Here is a 20,806-nt window from a genome sequence, read left to right on the forward strand (position 1 = left end):
ACATAATCAATGATACGGAATCATTATAAAACTCGCCAGTTTGCATTAACAGCATTGGCAGCCAGTATGCTCCAATTCAGCAGTAATACCTATGCTATGCAGGTATTAGATGACCGCGACTTAAGAAAAGTTGATGGACAAGATGGCATAAATATTAGTACTGAATATACTCAGGCTGATATTGATCAGTTATATTGGGAAGATAAAACAGGAACTGCTGGCAATAGTGAGCAGACTTTACGTGCTACCGCCAATGGAGTAAAAATCCGCGATACCGATCCAGCAGATATATATAGCCTGGGGACTAATATAAAGATTGATGCTGGTAGCAAGAATGGTGGAGCTGGACTAGATTTTCAGATAACTTCTAGCCCTTCAACTATTTCTATTGATGACTTTAATATTTGTGACACTGCCAATACATCTATATGTGGTAAATCTTTAGGTAGCATGGCTATTCAGACTAGTTCACCTCTTACTTTAGGTTTAAAAACATCTAATGGATTATTTAGCGAAACTGCACAGGCGCAACTTAATTTAGGCTTAAATAATATTAATATTTATCTTGGGCAAAAGCAGAACATTAATGTTAATACGCAGAATCAGTTAATTTTAAAGAATTTTAATTTTAATTTTACTGGTAAGGGGCACATGTTTGTTAGTGATATAGAGGGTTTAAAACTCCAAACAAATACTGGTGCTGCCATTGCTACAAGTACTAGTACTCCTTCTGAGACATTAGGATATGTTGATCTTGCACGAGTAAATGATCCAGATAAAGCAATCTTAACGAATGGAAGCTATGAAGGTACAAATGCTGGTTTGAATCTGGAGTTTATGACTAAAGCTAATGTAGATATGTCGTTAGGCAATCCTTATAGTTTAGATAACGCTAAAGGCCTTATACGAGTTGGAGCAAGTGGGCGTATTGTTAACGGATATCTACAAGTAAGGGGGATTGATGCTCGTGATACAACAAATAATATTTTAGGTTATGCCGCCGCTGCCACAGCTGTATCAACTACGCCATCTGTTATTGGAACTAACGCCAGCGTTATGGGTTCTACAGGCTTAGCTTTTCGAATGAAAGGTGATTTTACTAAAGAAAACGATAGTATGTTGGGTGCTGATGGTAAGGCTACTACGCTTGAAATCGGTGGGGCTGGCTTAAATACTTTTGGCTTTGAGTTTGGTAATTTAAGTCCATTAGTATCTGGCAGTACCGAAAGAGCATATTTTGATAGTGGAAATATCTATTTAAATCTTGCAAATACTAAGTATTTGCAAATGCCGGAAAATGCAGTACTAAGGACTTCACGTTTCGGTGGTACTACTAATACGTTTTTAACATCGGCAGAAGATTACAAACAACAAATTCACAACTTAAGTGATAATCCTTATAGCTTGACTATGGCAATTCGTGGCATGGATTTTCAGGCTCTTTCCAAACGAGGAAGATTTACTTCAAGCAGTGGAGTATCAGTTGGAAACGCTTTTTCACCTAGCGCTGGCTTAAATAATAAATGGGGTTTAGGTTTACCTATTTATAATTTAAATGCCAATATTGCAACCTACGGCACTACTTATAATGGCGACGTTTATACCTTAAATAACCTTACCAATGAGGTAACTAAGTCAACAGTTTCAAACTCTCAGCGCTTAGGCTTTGCTATGGCCTTAAGTACACAAGGACGAGATTCTACAGGCAGTAAAACTACATCTATACTTGTCATTGATGGAGCAGATAATCCTAATAACTCTGGTAAGCCTACGGATTATTATTTTGGTCTGCGCAATATAGATATGTTACTTAGCGGTTATGGCACAATTGGTGTTGAGAATAGTAACTTTAATGTCACATTGCCAAATCTATTAATTGTTATGGCTGCTGAGGTTGCTGCGGGTTATTTACCAGGTGCGAAAGCCAAAACCCTTGGATCTTCATATTTTGCCCCCACTAATAATTTTGCCCTAAATAAAGATGTGTTATTTGGGTTAAAGATTAAATTACTAGGTGATATGAATTTTGCCCTTGTACCTAATAACTCAATCGCAGATGGCAATCGTTTATCTATTATTGGTGATTATAAAATGATAGATGGTACAGTACAGATTAGTGATCCTATAGATGAGTCAATGATAGGCTTTGATAGGATGTCTGGGCTAATTCGATTTAATAATGCCATTGTTATTAGTAAAGACAATTCTGCTCCTAGTGATCAGCAGGGTAATGTAAGCTTTAATTTTGGTCTTACTTTTAACCCTAATCAGATAGCAGGTGATGTATTTAGAGTAAAAGATATTAACTTCTATCCTCCTGTAAATTCTGTGAATAATAGAGGACAACGCTTGGGCGAAATGGTTATTACTGGCGGACGTTTAAATGCTAACATGACCTTAGTACCTCGCAATTAAGCTAAGGATCAAGCGGAGATAGTGATGGGAAATCATGTGGTGAAATTACTTGCTTTTAGTGTAATAGTCGCGATGACTACTTCGTCATTTGCAAGTTCAAATCTGATAAGTTTATCCGATGATGAAATGGCTGCTGAAACAGGGCAGGCATTGTTATCATTGGGATATACTGCTCCTTCCGGCACTACAGGTGGCCTGACTGATTATGGATACTATAAGTTAGGTATGGAAGCAAAAGTAGAGATGAATCTTAATATTAAAAATTTGCAGTTAGGCTGTGGTGGCAGGAATGGACCAGGCGTATGTGATATTGATATGTCCAATGTATCTTTAAGTGGGCCAGCTGATGGAAAAGTTAATAGTGCTAATATCGCTGAGAATGGTACACCTGCATGGAGTACTGGAAGACCAAGTACAAGCGCAGTAATGACCAATCCCTTTATTGAGTTTGCTATTAAAAATCCAACAAGTGCTTCAACGCGTGAAGTAATGGGTTTTCGCTTAAGTGCTGAAGATGTATTAGGCTATTTATCAGCAGGAACTGCAAACGTTGCAAATCCAACAGATGGGATTAAAACTTTTAGTGGGTTCATTAAGGTTGCACAGACCCCTGTAAATGCTTTTACCAATCCTGCTATGTTTGGTACGACAAAGGATCAAATGATATATGCTAAAATTACAGCTTTGGGTATTGATCGTTCAGTAACTACCAATCCTAATGCCATGACTCCAGGCTCAGGAAGTTATGAAACGCCTGGGAATGATATAGCAGCATATGTAGATCCTGTAACTGGCCAGAAAGTTTGGGGTATTAATGTTGCAAAGCAAAATGTGAACTTTAATTTTCCAGAAACTATTGTGACTGGAAATAGGATGTCACAATTAAATTTAGTTGTTAAAGATGTTCCTATTCCTACAATCGCAATTGGAGCTGCTGATGGTGCATTACGTATGCGCTTGGATCAAAGTATTCTAGGATTAGCAAATGATCCTCTATTTTTTATGGGAGCCGAAGGTACATCAAGTGCTAGTTGTGCAGCCAACTATAATACTTCAAATTGCTCCTATATTACTAACTTGAAAGCAAATGTAACTGTTAAGCAAAATTTTAATTTAATACATAATTTGCCAATCAGCAGTGGAGGCTATTTATCTTTGCAAAAAGAAGCAATGAAATGGCCTGGTAGTGATAGTGCGGATATTGCTCAACCTGGATGGTGGTTATCTTTTAAAGATCCTTTAGACTTTGGAGCCTTAAATCCTACCAGTGGAATTCCAATGCAGGATGTATTGCCTCAAATTGCTACTTATGTTACAGACTATTTATCTCAAAATAATATTGACTTAGGTTTTGGTGAAGCTTTAGGTGCAGCAGTTGGAGCACCAATTTATAAAGGGATTGGTAATATTCAATTAGCCAATGATGCTCGAGCTGTAATGGTTTTAGAGAATTTGTTACTTGATGGTAATCAAAAACCTGTACCTAACTGTTATGGAAGTTTAACTTTCTGCTGATATTTGCTGCAATAAAAAAGCGGCCTAGGCCGCTTTTTTATTTTCACTAAATTTACAACCTAACAAACTCAACAATTTGCTCAACGGCTTCTTCAAGTGTTGTTGCTGTCACTGTTGAGTCAGCTTTAAGCTGTTCACTTACCAGTATCGTAATACCTGTATTACGAAGCAGGGCAGCCTCATGGTCATTCAGTTCAGCATTGGCAATAGATACAATGCCGCGCTGTAATAACAAACGTTCCAGGGTTTCACCCTGCACCAGCAACCCGGCAGATAAACCCAGTACCGCAGGTTTTTGACCAAGACGTGCTGCACGCTCTTCTGAACTAACGGGACGCTGCTGATCAGACAATTGAACTGAATCTTCAATCATGCCTGCGCCAATAGTGACGTTGCTCAGGCGGTCTATAAAGATAAACGCGCCGGTGTAGCGACTATCTGCATAGCGATCAAATGCAATTGGGGTATCAAACTCTACCACGACATCGGCAATGCCATTGAGTTCAACGTGCTCAGCAGTATTTTGCTTAAGCGTATTCACATCAACCCGATAGTTAATCTGGCTAACCACGGCTGGTACATTTTGTGAACCAACCTTAATATTGTACAGCTTGCCTTTAACCAGTGGCTGTTCGGTCATCCATACCACGGTAGCACGCACCGCACGTGAAATCAGTGGCGCGCTATCAGCATGGGTGAGCATATTGCCGCGACTGATATCAATTTCATCATTAAGGGTAAGGGTGACCGCCTGACCAGCAGATGCCTGTTCCAGATTGCCATCAAAAGTGACGATTTCCTTGACTGTGCTACGCTTACCGGAAGGTAGCGCCACAATTTCGTCGCCCACACGCACCGAACCCAACGCCACTGTTCCCGCAAAGCCACGGAAGTCCAGATTTGGGCGATTGACATACTGCACTGGAAAGCGGAAATCACGCTTACTGGTATCACGGTTAATCTGCACGGTTTCCAGAATCTGCATCAGGGTTTGGCCCTGATTACCATTGTTTTGGTACCATGGCGTATGTTCTGACGGATTTACCACATTGTCGCCATTTAAGGCAGACATCGGTACAAAGTGAATTTCAGTAGGCTTGCGGTTGCCAAGCTGGTCAATAAAATTCAGGTAATCCTGCTTGATTTCATCAAAACGGGCTTGCGAATATTCCAGCAAGTCCATTTTATTGACAGCAACAATGATGTGCTTAATGCCCAGCAGGCCAGCAATATAGCTGTGTCGCCGGGTCTGGGTTTGTACGCCATATCGCGCATCAATCAGGATAATGGCAAGGTCACAGGTTGAGGCACCGGTGGCCATGTTACGGGTATATTGCTCATGTCCCGGGGTGTCGGCAATGATGAACTTGCGTTTTTCAGTTGAGAAATAACGGTAAGCCACATCAATGGTAATGCCTTGCTCGCGCTCGGCTTGCAGGCCATCAACCAGCAATGCCAGATCAGGTGCATCGCCCGTGGTGCCCACTTTTTTGCTGTCACGGGTTACCGCTTGTAGGTGATCTTCGTAGATCAGCTTTGAATCATACAGCAGGCGGCCAATGAGGGTACTTTTACCGTCATCCACGTTGCCGCAGGTTAAAAAGCGGAGCAGGTCTTTTTGTTCATGCTGCTTTAAATAGGCCAAAATATCCTGGCTAATCAGCTCGGACTGATGAGACATTCGAATAACTCCAAAAATTCTATACGGTGGCTTCTATACAATGGCTATAGCGCAATCAGGAAAAACAGTGGCGTGGCACTCAATGCAATACTAGGCAATGCGATATCCGCGCCAGTGTTTTCATTAGAAATAACCTTCCTGCTTTTTCTTTTCCATTGAGCCGGCTTCATCATGGTCAATCATGCGGCCCTGACGCTCGGAACTGGTGGTCAGCAGCATTTCCTGAATAATTTCAGGTAGCGTATCTGCGGCAGATTCAACTGCACCAGTTAATGGATAGCAACCCAGCGTACGGAAACGCACCGACTTCATTTGCGGTACTTCACCTGCGCGGAGTGGCATGCGCTCATCGTCCACCATAATCAGGGTGCCATTGCGCTCAACCACCGGACGCTCGGCAGCATAATACAGTGGAACCAGTGGAATTTGCTCAAGGTAGATATATTGCCAGATGTCCAGCTCAGTCCAGTTGGACAGCGGGAACACCCGAATGCTTTCGCCCTTGTTCACCTTACCGTTGTAAATATTCCACAGCTCAGGACGCTGGTTTTTGGGATCCCAGCGGTGCTTTGAATCGCGGAAGGAGTACACACGTTCCTTGGCACGGGATTTTTCCTCATCACGGCGCGCGCCACCAAAAGCCGCATCAAACTGGTATTTGTCCAGTGCCTGCTTGAGTGCCTGTGTTTTCATGATGTCGGTATATTTGGAGCTACCGTGCGTGAAAGGATTGATCCCGGCTTCACGACCTTCCTTGTTCTGGTGAACAATCAGCTCCAGCCCCAGTTTGCTAGCCATTTGATCACGGAAGGTAATCATGTCCTTAAATTTCCAGCCGGTATCCACATGCATTAGGGGGAACGGTGGCTTGGCAGGGTAAAATGCTTTCATGGCCAGATGCAGCATGACCGCAGAATCCTTGCCAATGGAATACAGCATCACCGGATTATCAAATTCGGCTGCAACTTCACGAATGATGTGAATGCTTTCAGCTTCAAGCTGTTTCAGATGTGTGAGTCTTTCCTCAGTCATTTATTTACCCAGCAAGGACTAAATTTTAAACGCAGTATTGTAACACGTTTTGCCTTGGGCTACGGCTGCTTTTACAGGAATCACGCTCAGATAGGCTGATAAGCTATATTAATAAAACTTTTGAACATACTGATAGTTATTAATTTTAATTAAAAGAATGCTGAGTGCAGGGTTAAACTGATGTCTGGAAGGATTAAAGTCAGCAGGCAGCACAGAAAAATAAAGTGATTGGGAGTTAAATGGATTAAATCAACAGTTAAGTTTTAAGCAATTCATCGTTATATAGTAAAAGCGGTGCTTAGGCAGTCCTAAACACACGCTGTTTTTCACGCGACCAGTCACGGTCTTTCTCAGTGGCACGCTTGTCATGCATTTGCTTGCCTTTGACCAGCGCAATTTCGCATTTTACCAATGCACCTTTCCAGTAGCAAGCCAAAGGCACGCAGGAATAGCCTTTTTGATTCACTGCACCCATCAGTTTTTCAATTTCACGGCGCGATAATAATAGCTTTCGCGTGCGATTGGCCTCTGGAACCACATGCGTCGATGCAGACAATAGCGGCATGATCTGGCTGCCAAACAAAAACGCCTCGCCATTTTTAAAAATGACATAGCTTTCGGACAGGTTCATCTTGCCAGCACGCAGGGATTTGACTTCCCAGCCCAGTAGCGACATGCCGGCTTCAAATTTTTCTTCAATAAAATAGTCGTGACGGGCCCGGCGATTCTGGGCAATCGTACCGCCCTGATGCAGTTTTTTGACAGTGGTTTTATTCATATTCATCAAGAATCCAATAAGAACACTAGTTTACCTAATTTTGGCCAGCGGATTTAGTTAATTTTGGTTATAGCATTTGTCCGGTGGTTGCCCTGAGATTAAAAACAGGTTTTTGGCCTCTGATTTTTGCTAAACTAGGGCAAATTTATTAGCAACCGAGCAGAAGCAATGGCCACTAAAGTACTTTATCCGGGCACTTTTGACCCTATTACCAATGGTCATGTTGACCTTGTAGTGCGTGCCTCAAAAATGTTTGATGAAGTGGTCGTGGCCATTGCAGCAGGCCATCATAAAAATCCGGTGTTTAGTCTGGAACAGCGGGTTGCACTGGCCGAGCAATCCTTAAGTGATCTTAAAAATATTAAGGTGATTGGGTTTAGTGGCTTGCTGGTGAATTTGTTTCAGGAGCAGCAGGCCACCGCAGTGCTGCGTGGTTTACGTGCTGTATCTGACTTTGAATATGAGTTTCAGTTGGCCAATATGAACCGCCAACTGGATAGCCAGTTTGAATCGGTGTTTTTAACCCCATCTGAGCATTTATCATTTGTGTCATCTACGCTGGTGCGTGAAATTGCCCGCCTAAAAGGTGATGTCACCAAGTTTGTACCCAAGGTGGTGTCTGAGGCTTTTGCCCAAAAACATGCGCAAGGTGGCTGGTAAAAACGACTGGTAGATTTAGTGATAAAACCGGGATAAACCATGGCTTTAAAAATTACGCTGGAATGCATTAATTGTGATGTGTGCGAGCCGGTTTGCCCCAATCAGGCCATTTACATGGGTGAGGAAATCTACCAGATTGATCCTGACCTATGTACGGAATGCGTCGGACATTTTGATACGCCACAATGCCAGCTTTTTTGTCCGGTAGACTGCATTCCGCACGATTCTGAGCATGTAGAAAGCCCCCAGGACCTGATGCAAAAATATGAACGGTTGCAGGCAGTACAGACCGGTAGTGAAAAAAACGGCTGAAAATTAACAGCACGGCATTGTTTTTTTTGCTACTATGCGCGCCTTGAAGTGAGTTGGACGGTCGCTGCTGTGGAGGTCTTCGTGACTAAAGCAGGGGAGGAAAGTCCGGGCTTCATAGGGCATGGTGCCAGGTAACGCCTGGGCGGTGAAAGCCGACGGAAAGTGCAACAGAGAGCAGACCGCCAGCTTGCTTAGGCAGGTTGGTAAGGGTGAAAGGGTGCGGTAAGAGCGCACCGCGTGTCTGGTAACAGGTCACGGCATGGTAAACCCCACCAGAAGCAAGACCAAATAGGAATCCCTTGGCGTGGCCCGCGTTGGATTCGGGTAGGTTGCTTGAGCGTATTGGTGACGATACGCCTAGAGGAATGATCGTCCTCGACAGAACCCGGCTTATAGACTCACTTCAAGCCTGATTACTGAAAATAATTTGATTGATTTGCCTGCTTTTTAGGCGCCCAAGCTGAAAATAGGCTTGACGGCAGGTAAAGAAATAATGATAATGCGCGCACAGTTTAAGGCTATGTAGCTCAGTTGGTTAGAGCACAGCACTCATAATGCTGGGGTCGCAAGTTCGAGTCTCGCCATAGCCACCATTTTATAGGTCACTCACCCGAGTGACTTTTTTTTATCTGCGTTTCAAGCATTCTCAAATAGCATCAAAACCCTTGTCATTAAAGCGTTTCATTAAAATAATCATGGTATCAAAATTTTAACTAAAACAATTTTGACTGTTTTATTCAGGCTCAATAAATCTCAACACAGCTCATTTTTTTAATGGTATGGGTTATATAATATAAATCTTATTTGTCTATAAACCCTTTAAACGTCACTCCAGCTACTACCAAAGCATCCCATAAAAAAGCCCTAGTGGGTTGTTCCTGCTAGGGCTTTTTTATGCTTAGTTTATTGTCGAGGTACAACCTATGACACCCAGTTTAGACGATGCAGTAGTACACAAAAGGCCTTAATGATGCGTTTGCCATCGCGTAGATGAATAAGCCATATGGGCAGGAACAAGTTTTTAATATTGAGTTTTAAAGTGATTATCAACGAGTGATCACTTATACATCCTATAGCAAGCCTTACTGTAAAAAACAAATTATTCTCCTGTTTATACCGTGTAGAGCTCACTCATCTTTTTCTTAAATGTTGAATGTGGATCAGCGTGACACTGCGTTGAAATTTGACACAGCAAATTCACCAGAGCAAAGAGATGAGAGCCAATAATGGATTTGCCACTAGACAATATGGATACACTAATATCACGTTCAGGATCAGCCCAGCAAAAATTATTGGATAGACCCAGATGACCAAAAGCCTGTCGGGTTGCTGGCCCATAAATGCCAAATGGATATGATCCTAATTGGAAGCCTGCACTATAACGCATGGGCATCCCTAATGTCCGGTCAAACGAAGTCCGCGCATTTTCCATGGTCGCCCTACGAACAGTAGTCCGCGCTAAAATCTGCTTTCCCTTATATATTCCGCCATTTAGTAACATCTCAAAAAAGCGACCAGACTGTTCAGCAGTGGTATAAATATTACCAGCTGGGCAAGCGGCATCCATAAAGCGAGGATCGTTTGTGACATTGACGATGGACTGTAAGTCACCGCCTAGCATGCGCTTAAAAAAAGCATTTGTACCAAGCGCCGGGTTAAGGCCAGTGATGCAATTTTGCGCAACAATAGATCGATATTCACTGGCCAGACCATAGTTTAAGTAAGGCATGTCCATGGGAACAGAAATATTTTCTTGCAGGAATTCCTTGATCGTTTGCTGCGTTACACGTTCAATGATCTCTCCTAAGATGTAGCCTGCGGTAATGGCATGATAGGCTGGGTGATGTCCTGCTGGGAAGATAGCCTTGGCCGCACAGATCTTTTTAACACAGCTCCTGTGATCAAATAGTAACTCAGGATCTGACTCATTTGCGAGTTGCGGGATGCCTCCACGGTGGGTCAGCAAATGTAATATCGTGGTTTCCTGCTTACCGTGAACAGCATATTCAGGAATATAATAACTAACAGGGTCTAGCAAGTTTATTAAACCGCGTTCATTCAAGAGATGAATTAATACTGCTGTAAAGGTTTTAGACGCTGAAAATAAGCATAGGGGTGTATCCGGGGTAGCAATTAGTTTTGGCGTTGTAGCGGAATCGGTAGGGCTGTTACCTTGGGCATGACCAATACTGCGATTAAGCACTATCTGGCCATACCGACGTAAACAGATAGCGAGCATGGGATGATTGCCAGTTAGATATAACTTCTCCATTGCGCTCCAGATACGCGCTACCTGCACCTGAGTCATTCCGGCCTTTTCTGGGAGTACTTCATTTGAACCAGTTCTGGTTACACTGCTGATATCTTGAGGAACCTGAATTGTGTGTGTCGAAAAGAATTTCATTGTACTTCCTATGTTTTTTCAGCGATTCCCACACAGACAGCGGATAGGTTAAAGAGTAAATGATCTTTTTTACTCTTGATCCAAGGTCAGTCTTGCAAAGGCTACTGTTGAGCGAGCTATGCTTTTTATGTGTCATCAAACATTCGTAAGCTCGCAGATATAAGGCAATCATGCTTACGTTTTGATGCGCATAGCGATACCGGGGTAAGTATTTGCTAAAACCAAGATAGTTGTGAGATGCTATAAGGACAAGTTACCAATCAATTGCGGCCAAATGGAATGAGCTCAGAAAACAACAACTTGGAGTGGATATATAAGCCGCGTATCCCTGTTATCTATCTTCAGACCTTGCTACAGATTGCCACAGAGCGGGGTCTCAATGAGCTGGACTTAATCCACAAAGTTGGGCTTAGCGAAAATATATTGCACGATACCCTAGGCGTGGTACCACCGATTAATCATTTCTGGTTAATTGCGCTTATTGTTGAGCTTACCGGTAATAAGGGCTTAGGCTTTGAAATTGGATTGCGGCTGACACCTACTGCCCATGGTAGTCTGGGTATTGCATTGCTGTGTTGTCGAACATTGCGTGAAGCCGTAAAGTTGGCAGAGCGGTATTGGCATATAAGAGAGCGTACGATTCGCTGTCAATTTCTTGAACAGGATAAGTATGGCATTGTGAGCCTCTATGTAAATGCGGCTTATCCTGATGAAGTGCGCATCCTGCATTTTGATGCACTGGTCGCTATGTTTTATCGCATTATTCAGATTTTATTGTGTGATACGCAGATCAATGCTGAGATATGGCTAGATTATGCAGAGCCTGAATATTATCAGGCTTACCGGAACCAGCTGCCGCCAATTCGCTATAACATGCCTACAACCCAGTGCCGTTTTCCCGTAGAAATTCTAGATCGTCAGCTTTTAACCTATAATCCGGATGTTTTAAAACATTGTATTGCTCAATGTGAGCGGGAAAGGATTGTTCTGGAAGATACAGCCAAGGATTTCATCAGCCGCGTGCTTGAGCACATGGTATTAAGCCATAATCATTATCCAACACAGCATGAGCTGGCTGAAAAGTTGCATATGTCGGTTCGCACCTTAAGAAGGCGATTAATCAGTCAGGGTGCGAGTTATCAGTTATTACTGGAAAATACACAAAAGGCTGATGCTTTAAAACTACTGGACAACCTTTCACTGGATATCAGCACAGTGGCAGAACTCATGGGTTATATTAATCCTGCAAATTTTACCCGCGCATTTCGTAAGTGGATGGGCATTACACCCAGTGAATACCGGGTGCTGATTAAACGTTAAGAATTATAAAGTGAATACAGCGACTTGAGCTTCAACCACATCTATTATTTTCCCAGAATATGATTGAACCAGTGATTCAAGCGGTCTGGCGTAAAGCCTGTAGCCGTGTACAGCAGCCGAGAAGGTAGCCCAACCGGATTATGCAGGGCAGTAAATAACGGGTGACTGGTGGCCACTTGCAGGATTGCTTTAGCAACATCACGCGGGCTGAGGTGTACACCAAGTTTGCTTACACTGCCTATAGTCACATTGGCTACCATTGCAGTTTGTACAAATAATGGCATGACATCAACAACGCGAATACCATATTCCCGCCATTCATTATCCAGTGCTTCAGTTAAACCCCGAATTGCAAATTTACTGGCAGAATAGCTGGATAGATTAACTTGACCATGCATGGCAGAAGCAGAAGACATATTAATGACGCGAGAAGTGGGCGATTGCCTGAGATAAGGTAAGGCACTATGACAGCCATTTAATGCACCCAGCAGGTTTATATCAATGAGTTGTTTATGCTTTTGAATACTCAGATCTTCAAATCGTGCGGAGTAAAGAATTCCGGCATTATTGATGAGCACATCCAGCCGCCCCGTATGCCCAAAGAACATGGCAAGCGTATTTTGCCAATCTTCAACCTCAGTAACATCAAGTTTTCCTGCTATTGCATTCTCATGGCCCAGTTGTGCTGCTAAAGCCTGTACAGCGCCTTCATCACGATCATAAAGCCCTACGAACCAGCCTTGCTGCGCAAATAAAAGTGCCGTAGCGCGGCCAATTCCTGCACCTGCGCCAGTAATAAAAACAGCTTTTTTTTCCATTGGATTCCTGCCAGATAAATAGTCATGTACAAAATAAGACACTGCTTTGATTATTATTTCTTAAATCCTGGCATGCCATGAGCCGTTGGGCGGTCATATTGCTTATCAATTCAGGCCATACTCACTAAAAAAATACTACTGATCGGCTTATCTCAGCCCTTAACTTTATAAAATAAAAGTCTTTTTTAAAGTGGTGATTAAAATTTGGCCGCAAATGATAATCATATTGACTCTTTTACATCTCACTGCCTGATTGATGGAAAAAACATAATCTCTCAACCTGAAATCAAGATTTAGTACTCATGGTGGAGTAGGGAATTGGCCGGGAAGGCGTAATTGTCATAGATCTGGATATCAGGGGAACAAAATATTAATTAAATTTAAAGGGATCTATTATGAAATTAGCATTATTGCCTTTATTGGTAACTGCTGGCCTGAGTGTATCGACATTAAGCATTGCAGAAACTTCAACTTTTCAGTTATGCAATATTTCTGGTTGTCATGCCAATGCAGGTGGTAGTCAAACAGTGTCCTCCAGTTATGCCAAAACAAAATATCCTCTGGTTTTTGCAAATGGCGCGGCTGGATTTTCTTCAATTGGTGAATTTAACTATTGGTATGGGATTCCACAAAATCTGACCACCAATGGCGGTAATGTTTTTATCACCCATGAAGCTTCTCTTGATTCCTCCGAGAACCGGGGTGAGCAACTGCTGGATCAGGTGCAGCAGATTCTGGCCATTACGGGTGACAGTAAAGTAAACCTGATCGGCCATAGTCATGGGAGTCAATCTATTCGTTATGTCGCAGGCGTGATTCCTGATCAGGTTGCCTCAGTCACAGGTGTTGCCGGCCCAAATCTTGGATCACCAGTTGCAGATAATATTTATACACTGCTTAAGACCCCGGTATTAGGCCGTATCGTATCGACAGTGGTATCAACGGCAATGGATTCGTTTTTTACATTAATCAATGTCTCAGCGGGACAATATTATTCACAAGATACGCAAGCCAGTCTTTACGCACTTACCTCAACAGGAGCAGCTGAATTTAATAAAAAATTTCCTCAAGGCATACCAACTACAAAGTGCGGCCAGGGTGCCGCTATGGTAAATGGTATCCGTTATTATTCATGGAGTGGGACAGGTAAATTAACCAATCCTCTCAATCCTGCGACGCCATTATTGACAGCGACTGGCCTATTAATCAGTGAACCCAGTGATGGCTTGGTGCCGAAATGCTCTAGCCACCTTGGTATGGTCATTCGTGATAATTATTTTCAAAATCATTTAGATGAAGTCAATCAGGTTGCAGGGTTGGTCAGTCCTTTTGAAGTCAGCCCAGTGACACTGTATCGTCAACATGCCAATCGCCTGAAGGTTGCCGGATTATAATAGTTGTTAAGTAATTGATTTATAATTGATTGATTTTTAACTCAGCCTTGATCGGGAAAAATAGCCTCTCGTATCTTTCCCGATCAAGAACGCTTAATACAAGCAGGCAAGCTAAAAGGAAATTAGCGATGAAAAAAATCTTGGAAAAAGGTGGCTTGGTCATTGGTATCACTATTTTTTGCCTTGTGGTCCTTTTGATGATTTGGCAACTTAAGCCAAAATCTACTGAAATACTGGTAAGTCAAAATGTTGGGACATTACAGAAAGCCAGTGCGGCCATAAATATACCAACGGCTGTCCAGATGTCATTAAATCCAAAGCCAGTTGCTCAATTGCCAACGCTGGCACCCTCCTTGCGTGGTACGGAAGTTGATTGTTCCTTGGCAATCGACCAGGAAAAACAATTGATTTTAACGACTGGCATTCGTAACTGTTTTGATTATTTCTTATCCAGTCTGGGTGAAAAAACCGAATCGCAACTCGTAGCTGATATTGATCTGTATTTAAACACTGTACTGCCTCCCACTGCGTCCCCTTATGCATTGCAATTGCTTGATAAGTACATGGCATATCGGCATGCGAGTCAGCAACAAAGTCTAAAATTTACAAAAATTGAAAAAATAACTCCTGAGGTGTTAGAGGGTATTTTATATAGGGTAAAAAACTTACGGCAGCAGTTTTTTACGCCGCCAGAAGAAGAAGCTTTTTTTGGCAATGAAGATGCGTACACGCAGTATACGATTGCAGAGATGAAAATTAATGCTGACTCAAGTTTAAGTGCTGCTCAAAAAGCAGAACAAATTGCTGACCTCATTGCCCGGCAGCCGCCAGAATTAGCCAAGAGTATGAAGTCTCTCATGCAGTATGCAGAGATTCAAAAGTTAACCAAGCAAATTCAGGCGCAGGGTGGCTCTCCAGAAGAATTACGTAAGATGCGTGTCAATTTGGTGGGTGAGGCAGCCGCAGACCGTCTGGCCGTTCTGGATGCCAATAATGCAATATGGCAGAAACAAGTAAACAGTTATTTGGCCGCGCGTGAACAAATTAATGTGTCAGTCGCAGATCCTCAAGCGCGTCAACGGGAAATTGATTCATTAAGGGCCAGCATGTTTAATACCCCAGAGCAGCAGCTTCGTGTGCAAACCTATGAGCAAATATCCCTTAAGCGAAATTAACCGGAAAACAACTGCCTGCCTTGAAGCTTGGCGTATTACTGCTACCCAGTGAAGCAACGGGGTAGCAGTAATATGCTGGGTAGCCTTAAATTTTTCTTATAGGTAGACCAGCACATTGAGAATTTCTTGGTAGGGTAAATATCCAGACATGGCTCTTTATCAGCCCGCTCGAAGTTTATTTCAATGGTAACGGTTTTTAATGATGGCGCTTGGCTGTAAGGGAAGGGGTAGTGGTGCAGCTTCAAGGTAATAGGTCGTTGTCGAATAAAATCCTGCGTGGCTGATGACATTTGCAGGGTGGCAAACACAGGTGTGCTGACACCTTCAATATCCATTCAAATGTTCATGCTTGAGTGTTTCTGCTGTGATTTTACGGCTGGATTGGCTTTTGCTTCTGTACTGCACCCAGCCCCAGCATTCTATAGACAGTCGATAAGCCCGTGCGGATATAGGCTTGACAATTTTTAATGAATCATTTGATACTTTGCGCCAACCGTGTCTGTTAAGAGATTGGCTGCTTGGGCAAACCACTACACCGCAAGATGATTCCAGAGACTTATGTGCAATTGCTATTTGAGTATCTGGAAGCTCAGGGCCATGACCCTGAAAGCGTACTGGGTGAACCATGGCCTGTGCCTGATGTGCAAGGCCTTGGTGGTATGCCTGTAGCGCATTGGGATCAACTGTTACAAACTGCAAAACAGCATTTGAATGATCCCCTCATTGGCTTGCATGTGGGGCAAACCATTACTGCCCGGCATCTGGGCATTCTGGGTTCGGTGCTGCTGGCCTGTGATAATTTTGGCGCACTTATGCAGCGTTTTGAGCGTTATCAGCGACTGATTTTTGATGTTGTGCCTGCAAGCATTGATATTGGGCCAGCGTACATTGAATTAACCTGGGATATTCAGGACTATCAAGCTGGGGGCTTGGTGGATGAAACCGGGCGTACGGTGATGGTGCAGTTTTGCCGTAGCTTGATTCGGGGTACTACTTCATTGCTGGCCGTGCATTTTATTCATGAGCAGCCCGCTGACATTAAGCCTTATGAGGACTATTTTGGTTGTCCGGTGCTGTTTGAGCAGCCCAAACCCCTGTTGCGTTTTGGCCTGAATATGCTGAGCTTGCCCTTAAAAAGCCCTGATCCTGCATTGATTGCCGTGCTGGATCAGCATGCCGATCAGTTGCTGGCCAGATTGCCACAGGTACAGGAAATTGTTGAGCAGGTGCGCAAGCAGATTGCCTATTTACTGCGTCAGGGTGAACCTGATATTGCACAACTGGCAGATTTGCTGTGTTGCTCACGGCGCACCTTGCAGCGACGGCTGACAGAAGCAGGAACCAGTTTTCGCCGTGAATTAAACATGGTACGGCACGAGCTGGCCCGGTTTTATTTGCAGGACCCCAGATTGCAAATTGTTGATATTGCCTTATTGCTGGGCTATTCCGAACATAGTGCCTTCACCCGTGCCTATAAGGAATGGACAGGCCATACGCCACAGCAGGAACGTGAATTACAGTCAATACAGGCCACGCCAGCGCAGATAAGCATTACCGTCGATCATGGCTAATCTGCGCTAAAAAAATAATTAATCCTGCTGTTTTTTAGCAATTTGCATAGTTTGTGCCAGTCCTTTACGGCTAAAGCCAATCAACTCAATGAGGTTGCGAAGTAACCCCGGCGCACGGGCAACCAAGGTATTGGCTTTGGGCACAATCACCATATCACGGCGCTGTTCAATGGCATTAACCAGCCCGGCCACCACGTCTTCAATAGGCACATATTTCCAGATACCGGTATTGCCTTTCCATAGTGCATTGGCGGCAGGATCAGTCTGAACGGCATCCCTCATGGGCGTTTGGAAGAAAGTGGGATGCAAACTGCCCACGCCAATTTCCAAATGCTTGAGTTCTAAACGTAGACTATCACACAAGGCCCAGACCCCGGCCTTGCTGGCGGTATAGTGGGTATTAAGCGGCGAGTGGACAAAGGCTGCCATGGAAGACACAGCCAGCAGATAGCCGCGGCTAGTGGTCACATAAGGCAGGGCCGCCCTAAAGGTGCGAAATACCCCGACAAGGTTAATATCAATGGTCCGTTCAAAAGTTTTGGGATCTATATATTGCATGGCTTCTGGTTTACCAATACCCGCATTGGCAATCACTACATCAATTTTGCCAAAATGCTGTGCGACCTGTGCCAGTGCGTTTTCCAGATTTTCCAGTGAGCAGACATCAGCAGCCCAGCCTTTGATCATATCATCACTACCCAGTGCATTGGCTTGTGCCTTAACTGTATCAAGATCCAGGTCCAGCAAGGCCAGCTTTGCGCCCTTGGCATGCAACGCCTGTGCAGCAGCCTGTCCAAGTCCACCGGTTGAGCCGGTAATTACAATCACCCGGTCTTTGAGTTGATATTTTTTCATGGTGTGTTCTTCTGTTCGGTTAATAGCTTAATAAACAGGAACGGTTTTTTTAAGAAAATTAAGCTGGTCTTGCACCACTTGCTCAAATGCATCACCGACATAAATATCAAAATGACCATAGTCATAGTGTTTAATTTCCTTGCGCGGGGTGCGTTTGGCATGGCGTAAGGTGGCTTTGGCAGGGGCAACCGTATCGGGATCGCAAATACAGAACAACACCGGTGCCTTGATTTTTGGTGTATTGCGACCCGGATAGTAGCGAATAATATCCAGCGCAAAACGGGCGGCCACATGGTTCTTATAATCTGGGTCACACTGGGTCAATGCTGTTACCCCTGCAATGGTATCAGCAGAATTCATCAGGGCTGTTTCACTGGGCAAACCCGACACAGGCACCATAATGGGCTGTTTACCTAGGGCAGCACCAATCCGGTCTCGCAGTGCCAGTGCAGTAAGCTTGACTGAGGTGACTGGGTTCATCACTAGAGTGGAAGCCAAACCATCGGTAAATGGACACTGTGACAGTACCGCCGCCAGTTCTGGTTCGGAAGCGGCTGTTGCCAGCACATGCCCACCCGAGAAAGACGACCCCCACAGAATGACTCTTTTGGGGTCTATATCAGGCAGGCTGCGTGCATAGTTAAGCGCGGCTTTCCAGTCGTCAAGCTGGCACTGAATGTCGAGTAGCTGACGGGGTTGGCCTTCACTATCGCCAAAATAACGGTAATCAAACACCAGACAGGCATACCCTTGTGCCACAAATCGTTCGGCAAAGGCGGTCAGGCGCATTTTTCGCGTACCGCCCAGACCATGCGCCATCACAATAATGGGAGAAGGCTGAGCTGCGGCCGGACGGTAAAGATAAGCACTACATTGAATACCGCCTGAGGCAAACTGGACATTAGCAGGTTGCAACGGATTGGCTACTTTTTTGTTCATGGTAAAAATTCCATCAGGCGGTTGATGATGGGATTTTCAGGCAATGCCGACCAGACAGCTTGACGCTTGCTGCCAGAATGCTTGATATTTTGCGCCATAAAAAAGTTTTTTAGGCCAAAATGATTGGTCGCGGGATGACACTGAAAAATGACTACTTTCCTGTAGCCTGCTTACTTTACTCATCCGCCCTGATCCAGACTTCTGTTCTTCCCAGCACACTGGTGCCCACATAACCACGCATCTTCAGGCGGCGGCCATCATCAGACAGCTTAGCTTTACCGCGATATATTTTTCCGGAATCGATATCTAATGCATAGCCATTAATATATTCATTAGGCTTGCTACCGGGCTTTAAGCCCCACACCAGTTTAAGACCTAACAAGGGTTTATTGTGAAAAGGTGGTGGGCACTTGGTGCAATACGGATTCTCTTTACGCAGGCTGTTAACAAACCGGTCAATTTTTACTGAGAAGGTGCCATCCGGTTCTTCAGTTACTTCACTAATTGACTTCACCACACCGCTTTTGGAATCAACCACTTTCCATTTACCCACAATGGCATTGCTGGCAAACAGCGCGGGTGAGTAAAACAATGCTGCCATGACAAGCAAGCTGTTTGTTAGAACTTTAATATTCATGATCAATCCCTGAAAATTTATAATGTTAGATCATCAAAATCCAGAGTAATAAAAGACAGGTTACTTTGACTTTTAACGCTAGGTTTTGATGGGTGAGCTATTAATGGAAAAATCCCACATGCGGTTGCATCAACAGGTGGGATTTAATGACTCTTACTTTTTCCCTTCAGGAGCATTAAGGGCTTTTAATGGCACTGGCATATGGAGAGCCAGTTGTGCATCCTTAACCACATCAAGACGCAAGATTTTGTTGGCACCCAGTTCATCCAGTAAGCGGCTCAGTGGGCCGCCGTGACGTACCAGTTTCACATTTCTGGGGAAAAGCTGTTGCCCATATGACAGCGTGTTGGACTGCACCGAAGCCTGATGCCATACGCCATCAATCTGGTTGAGCATGGTTTTGGTTTCCAGATGCGATTGCGGTTTCACATTTTTCATGGCAGGCAGCGGGGCAGTCAGGCTTAAGTCGGTTTTGCCGTGGGTATCGTTTAGGCTTGCATTGACTTGTGTGCCAATATTGACATCAATACTGGTGAGCCATTTGGGGAGCTGATAACCATAGACACCACGGACCCGGGCAATTTCGGTATCGACCGGTAAAGCCAGCACATGGCCATAAAAATGACGATTACGCATGGCACCGAACAGTTCCGCTGCATTCAGTCCCTTGGCATTTGGCTTGCGCACCACCACAGCCACCGACACCTCATCGTAGGGGTCGTTATCAGCGACGTTATAGGAAAAAAAGGTGAGTGACACCAAGCCGTAGCCGGGCAATGCCTGTAATGGTTCAAGCGGCGCCGGTAGTTTTTTCCGTAGGCGTGACACAGGTGCCAGCATCAATACTTGAACATTGCTGGTGCGATAAAAGAAATTGGGTGTCCAGACTGGACCAACCCGGCTATTCACCAGTTTTTTAGGGATAGTACGGAAAAAGTCAATATTACCGGCAGCGGGATCTTTGGCCACTTCATTGAGGTCAGGATTCATGCGGAAACGGTCGTAATAGCCCCCTTTTGGCACTTTGACTTTCTGGTTGCCATATTCAATTTCAACAAATTGCTGGGAGGTTTTATTCGCTGGTTGACTGGATGGGCTGGCCTTAACGGTCACTGTTGAGTCAATTGCATGCGCATGGGTAGCCATCAAAACAACAATTGCTGTAGCTGACCACCAGGGTCTGAAATTCTTACGGTTAAACATTTCGGGTTTCTCATCATTTGTCCTGATGAAATGCTAAGTTTAAAGTGTGGTTGAAGGTCAAGCGTTTTTTGATACCGCTGATGATAAGGGCATCAGG

General features: G+C 44.1%; 18 protein-coding genes, 1 tRNA gene and 1 other RNA gene. 10 read left to right on the forward strand and 10 right to left on the reverse strand.

Features of this window, described 5'->3' with window-relative positions; translation table 11 throughout:
- The first annotated feature begins 9 nt into the window (after positions 1–9).
- Both BKE30_RS03340 and BKE30_RS03345 read left to right on the forward strand, forming a co-directional pair.
- Positions 10–2,415, forward strand: coding sequence for a DUF6160 family protein (locus BKE30_RS03340; RefSeq protein WP_076877246.1), 2,406 nt, complete (start codon positions 10–12; stop codon positions 2,413–2,415).
- 21 nt (positions 2,416–2,436) lie between these two features.
- The gene (locus tag BKE30_RS03345; RefSeq protein ID WP_406564657.1) at positions 2,437–3,930 is read left to right on the forward strand and encodes a hypothetical protein; all 1,494 of its coding nucleotides are present in this window, start codon (positions 2,437–2,439) and stop codon (positions 3,928–3,930) included.
- Positions 3,931–3,982: 52 nt separating this feature from the next.
- On the opposite strand, the gene cysN is transcribed toward BKE30_RS03345, so the two are convergent.
- The 3 genes from cysN to smpB all read right to left on the reverse strand — a co-directional run bounded on the left by cysN (position 3,983) and on the right by smpB (position 7,421).
- Positions 3,983–5,611 carry a sulfate adenylyltransferase subunit CysN gene (gene cysN, locus BKE30_RS03350; protein ID WP_076877248.1) on the reverse strand — a complete coding sequence of 543 codons (1,629 nt, stop codon included), beginning with the start codon at positions 5,609–5,611 and terminating at the stop codon, positions 3,983–3,985.
- 123 nt (positions 5,612–5,734) lie between these two features.
- A complete protein-coding gene (gene cysD / locus BKE30_RS03355; RefSeq protein ID WP_076877249.1) occupies positions 5,735–6,643 on the reverse strand; it encodes a sulfate adenylyltransferase subunit CysD in 909 nt (302 codons plus the stop codon).
- Positions 6,644–6,941: 298 nt separating this feature from the next.
- Positions 6,942–7,421: an SsrA-binding protein SmpB gene (gene smpB, locus BKE30_RS03360; protein ID WP_076877447.1), complete on the reverse strand. Its 480-nt coding sequence runs from the start codon at positions 7,419–7,421 to the stop codon at positions 6,942–6,944.
- Positions 7,422–7,589: 168 nt separating this feature from the next.
- On the opposite strand from smpB, the gene coaD reads away from it, so the two are divergent.
- From coaD to BKE30_RS03380, 4 genes are all read left to right on the forward strand, one after another.
- Entirely contained in the window at positions 7,590–8,081 is a 492-nt protein-coding gene (gene coaD / locus BKE30_RS03365; protein ID WP_076877250.1) for a pantetheine-phosphate adenylyltransferase, read from the forward strand.
- A 39-nt stretch (positions 8,082–8,120) separates the two neighbouring features.
- Complete coding sequence (locus BKE30_RS03370) at positions 8,121–8,393, forward strand: YfhL family 4Fe-4S dicluster ferredoxin (protein ID WP_076877251.1); 273 nt, start codon at positions 8,121–8,123, stop codon at positions 8,391–8,393.
- 45 nt (positions 8,394–8,438) lie between these two features.
- An RNA gene (gene rnpB, locus BKE30_RS03375) (RNase P RNA component class A) lies at positions 8,439–8,802 on the forward strand.
- Between the two features lie 107 nt (positions 8,803–8,909).
- Positions 8,910–8,986, forward strand: a tRNA-Met gene (locus BKE30_RS03380).
- A 518-nt stretch (positions 8,987–9,504) separates the two neighbouring features.
- Here the strand turns inward: BKE30_RS03380 and BKE30_RS03385 are convergent.
- Positions 9,505–10,797 (reverse strand): serine hydrolase domain-containing protein, encoded by a 1,293-nt coding sequence (locus BKE30_RS03385; RefSeq protein WP_076877252.1) that lies wholly within the window; start codon positions 10,795–10,797, stop codon positions 9,505–9,507.
- 279 nt (positions 10,798–11,076) lie between these two features.
- Here BKE30_RS03385 and BKE30_RS03390 point away from each other — a divergent pair, with 279 nt between their 5' ends.
- A complete protein-coding gene (locus BKE30_RS03390; protein WP_076877253.1) occupies positions 11,077–12,117 on the forward strand; it encodes an AraC family transcriptional regulator in 1,041 nt (346 codons plus the stop codon).
- A gap of 44 nt (positions 12,118–12,161) precedes the next feature.
- Here BKE30_RS03390 and BKE30_RS03395 read toward each other — a convergent pair whose 3' ends face one another.
- Positions 12,162–12,935: an SDR family oxidoreductase gene (locus BKE30_RS03395; protein ID WP_076877254.1), complete on the reverse strand. Its 774-nt coding sequence runs from the start codon at positions 12,933–12,935 to the stop codon at positions 12,162–12,164.
- A gap of 392 nt (positions 12,936–13,327) precedes the next feature.
- Here BKE30_RS03395 and BKE30_RS03400 point away from each other — a divergent pair, with 392 nt between their 5' ends.
- Complete coding sequence (locus BKE30_RS03400) at positions 13,328–14,329, forward strand: lipase family alpha/beta hydrolase (RefSeq protein ID WP_406564663.1); 1,002 nt, start codon at positions 13,328–13,330, stop codon at positions 14,327–14,329.
- Between the two features lie 128 nt (positions 14,330–14,457).
- The gene (locus tag BKE30_RS03405; protein ID WP_076877256.1) at positions 14,458–15,504 is read left to right on the forward strand and encodes a lipase secretion chaperone; all 1,047 of its coding nucleotides are present in this window, start codon (positions 14,458–14,460) and stop codon (positions 15,502–15,504) included.
- A gap of 41 nt (positions 15,505–15,545) precedes the next feature.
- On the opposite strand, the gene BKE30_RS15810 is transcribed toward BKE30_RS03405, so the two are convergent.
- A complete protein-coding gene (locus BKE30_RS15810) occupies positions 15,546–15,839 on the reverse strand; it encodes a hypothetical protein (RefSeq protein WP_143253637.1) in 294 nt (97 codons plus the stop codon).
- Positions 15,840–16,022: 183 nt separating this feature from the next.
- On the opposite strand from BKE30_RS15810, the gene BKE30_RS03410 reads away from it, so the two are divergent.
- Positions 16,023–17,075 (forward strand): AraC family transcriptional regulator, encoded by a 1,053-nt coding sequence (locus BKE30_RS03410; RefSeq protein ID WP_076877257.1) that lies wholly within the window; start codon positions 16,023–16,025, stop codon positions 17,073–17,075.
- Between the two features lie 18 nt (positions 17,076–17,093).
- Here BKE30_RS03410 and BKE30_RS03415 read toward each other — a convergent pair whose 3' ends face one another.
- The 4 genes from BKE30_RS03415 to BKE30_RS03430 form a co-directional block, all read right to left on the reverse strand.
- Positions 17,094–17,930, reverse strand: a complete 837-nt coding sequence (locus BKE30_RS03415) for an SDR family NAD(P)-dependent oxidoreductase (RefSeq protein ID WP_076877258.1) — start codon at positions 17,928–17,930, stop codon at positions 17,094–17,096.
- 27 nt (positions 17,931–17,957) lie between these two features.
- Positions 17,958–18,869 carry an alpha/beta hydrolase gene (locus BKE30_RS03420; protein ID WP_076877259.1) on the reverse strand — a complete coding sequence of 304 codons (912 nt, stop codon included), beginning with the start codon at positions 18,867–18,869 and terminating at the stop codon, positions 17,958–17,960.
- 175 nt (positions 18,870–19,044) lie between these two features.
- Positions 19,045–19,506 (reverse strand): DUF2147 domain-containing protein, encoded by a 462-nt coding sequence (locus BKE30_RS03425; RefSeq protein ID WP_076877260.1) that lies wholly within the window; start codon positions 19,504–19,506, stop codon positions 19,045–19,047.
- Positions 19,507–19,659: 153 nt separating this feature from the next.
- Complete coding sequence (locus tag BKE30_RS03430; RefSeq protein ID WP_076877261.1) at positions 19,660–20,709, reverse strand: acetoacetate decarboxylase; 1,050 nt, start codon at positions 20,707–20,709, stop codon at positions 19,660–19,662.
- Between the last annotated feature and the right edge of the window lie 97 nt (positions 20,710–20,806).

The sequence above is a fragment of the Alkanindiges hydrocarboniclasticus genome (assembly GCF_001982605.1).
GTDB classification, from domain to species: Bacteria; Pseudomonadota; Gammaproteobacteria; order Pseudomonadales; family Moraxellaceae; genus Alkanindiges; species Alkanindiges hydrocarboniclasticus.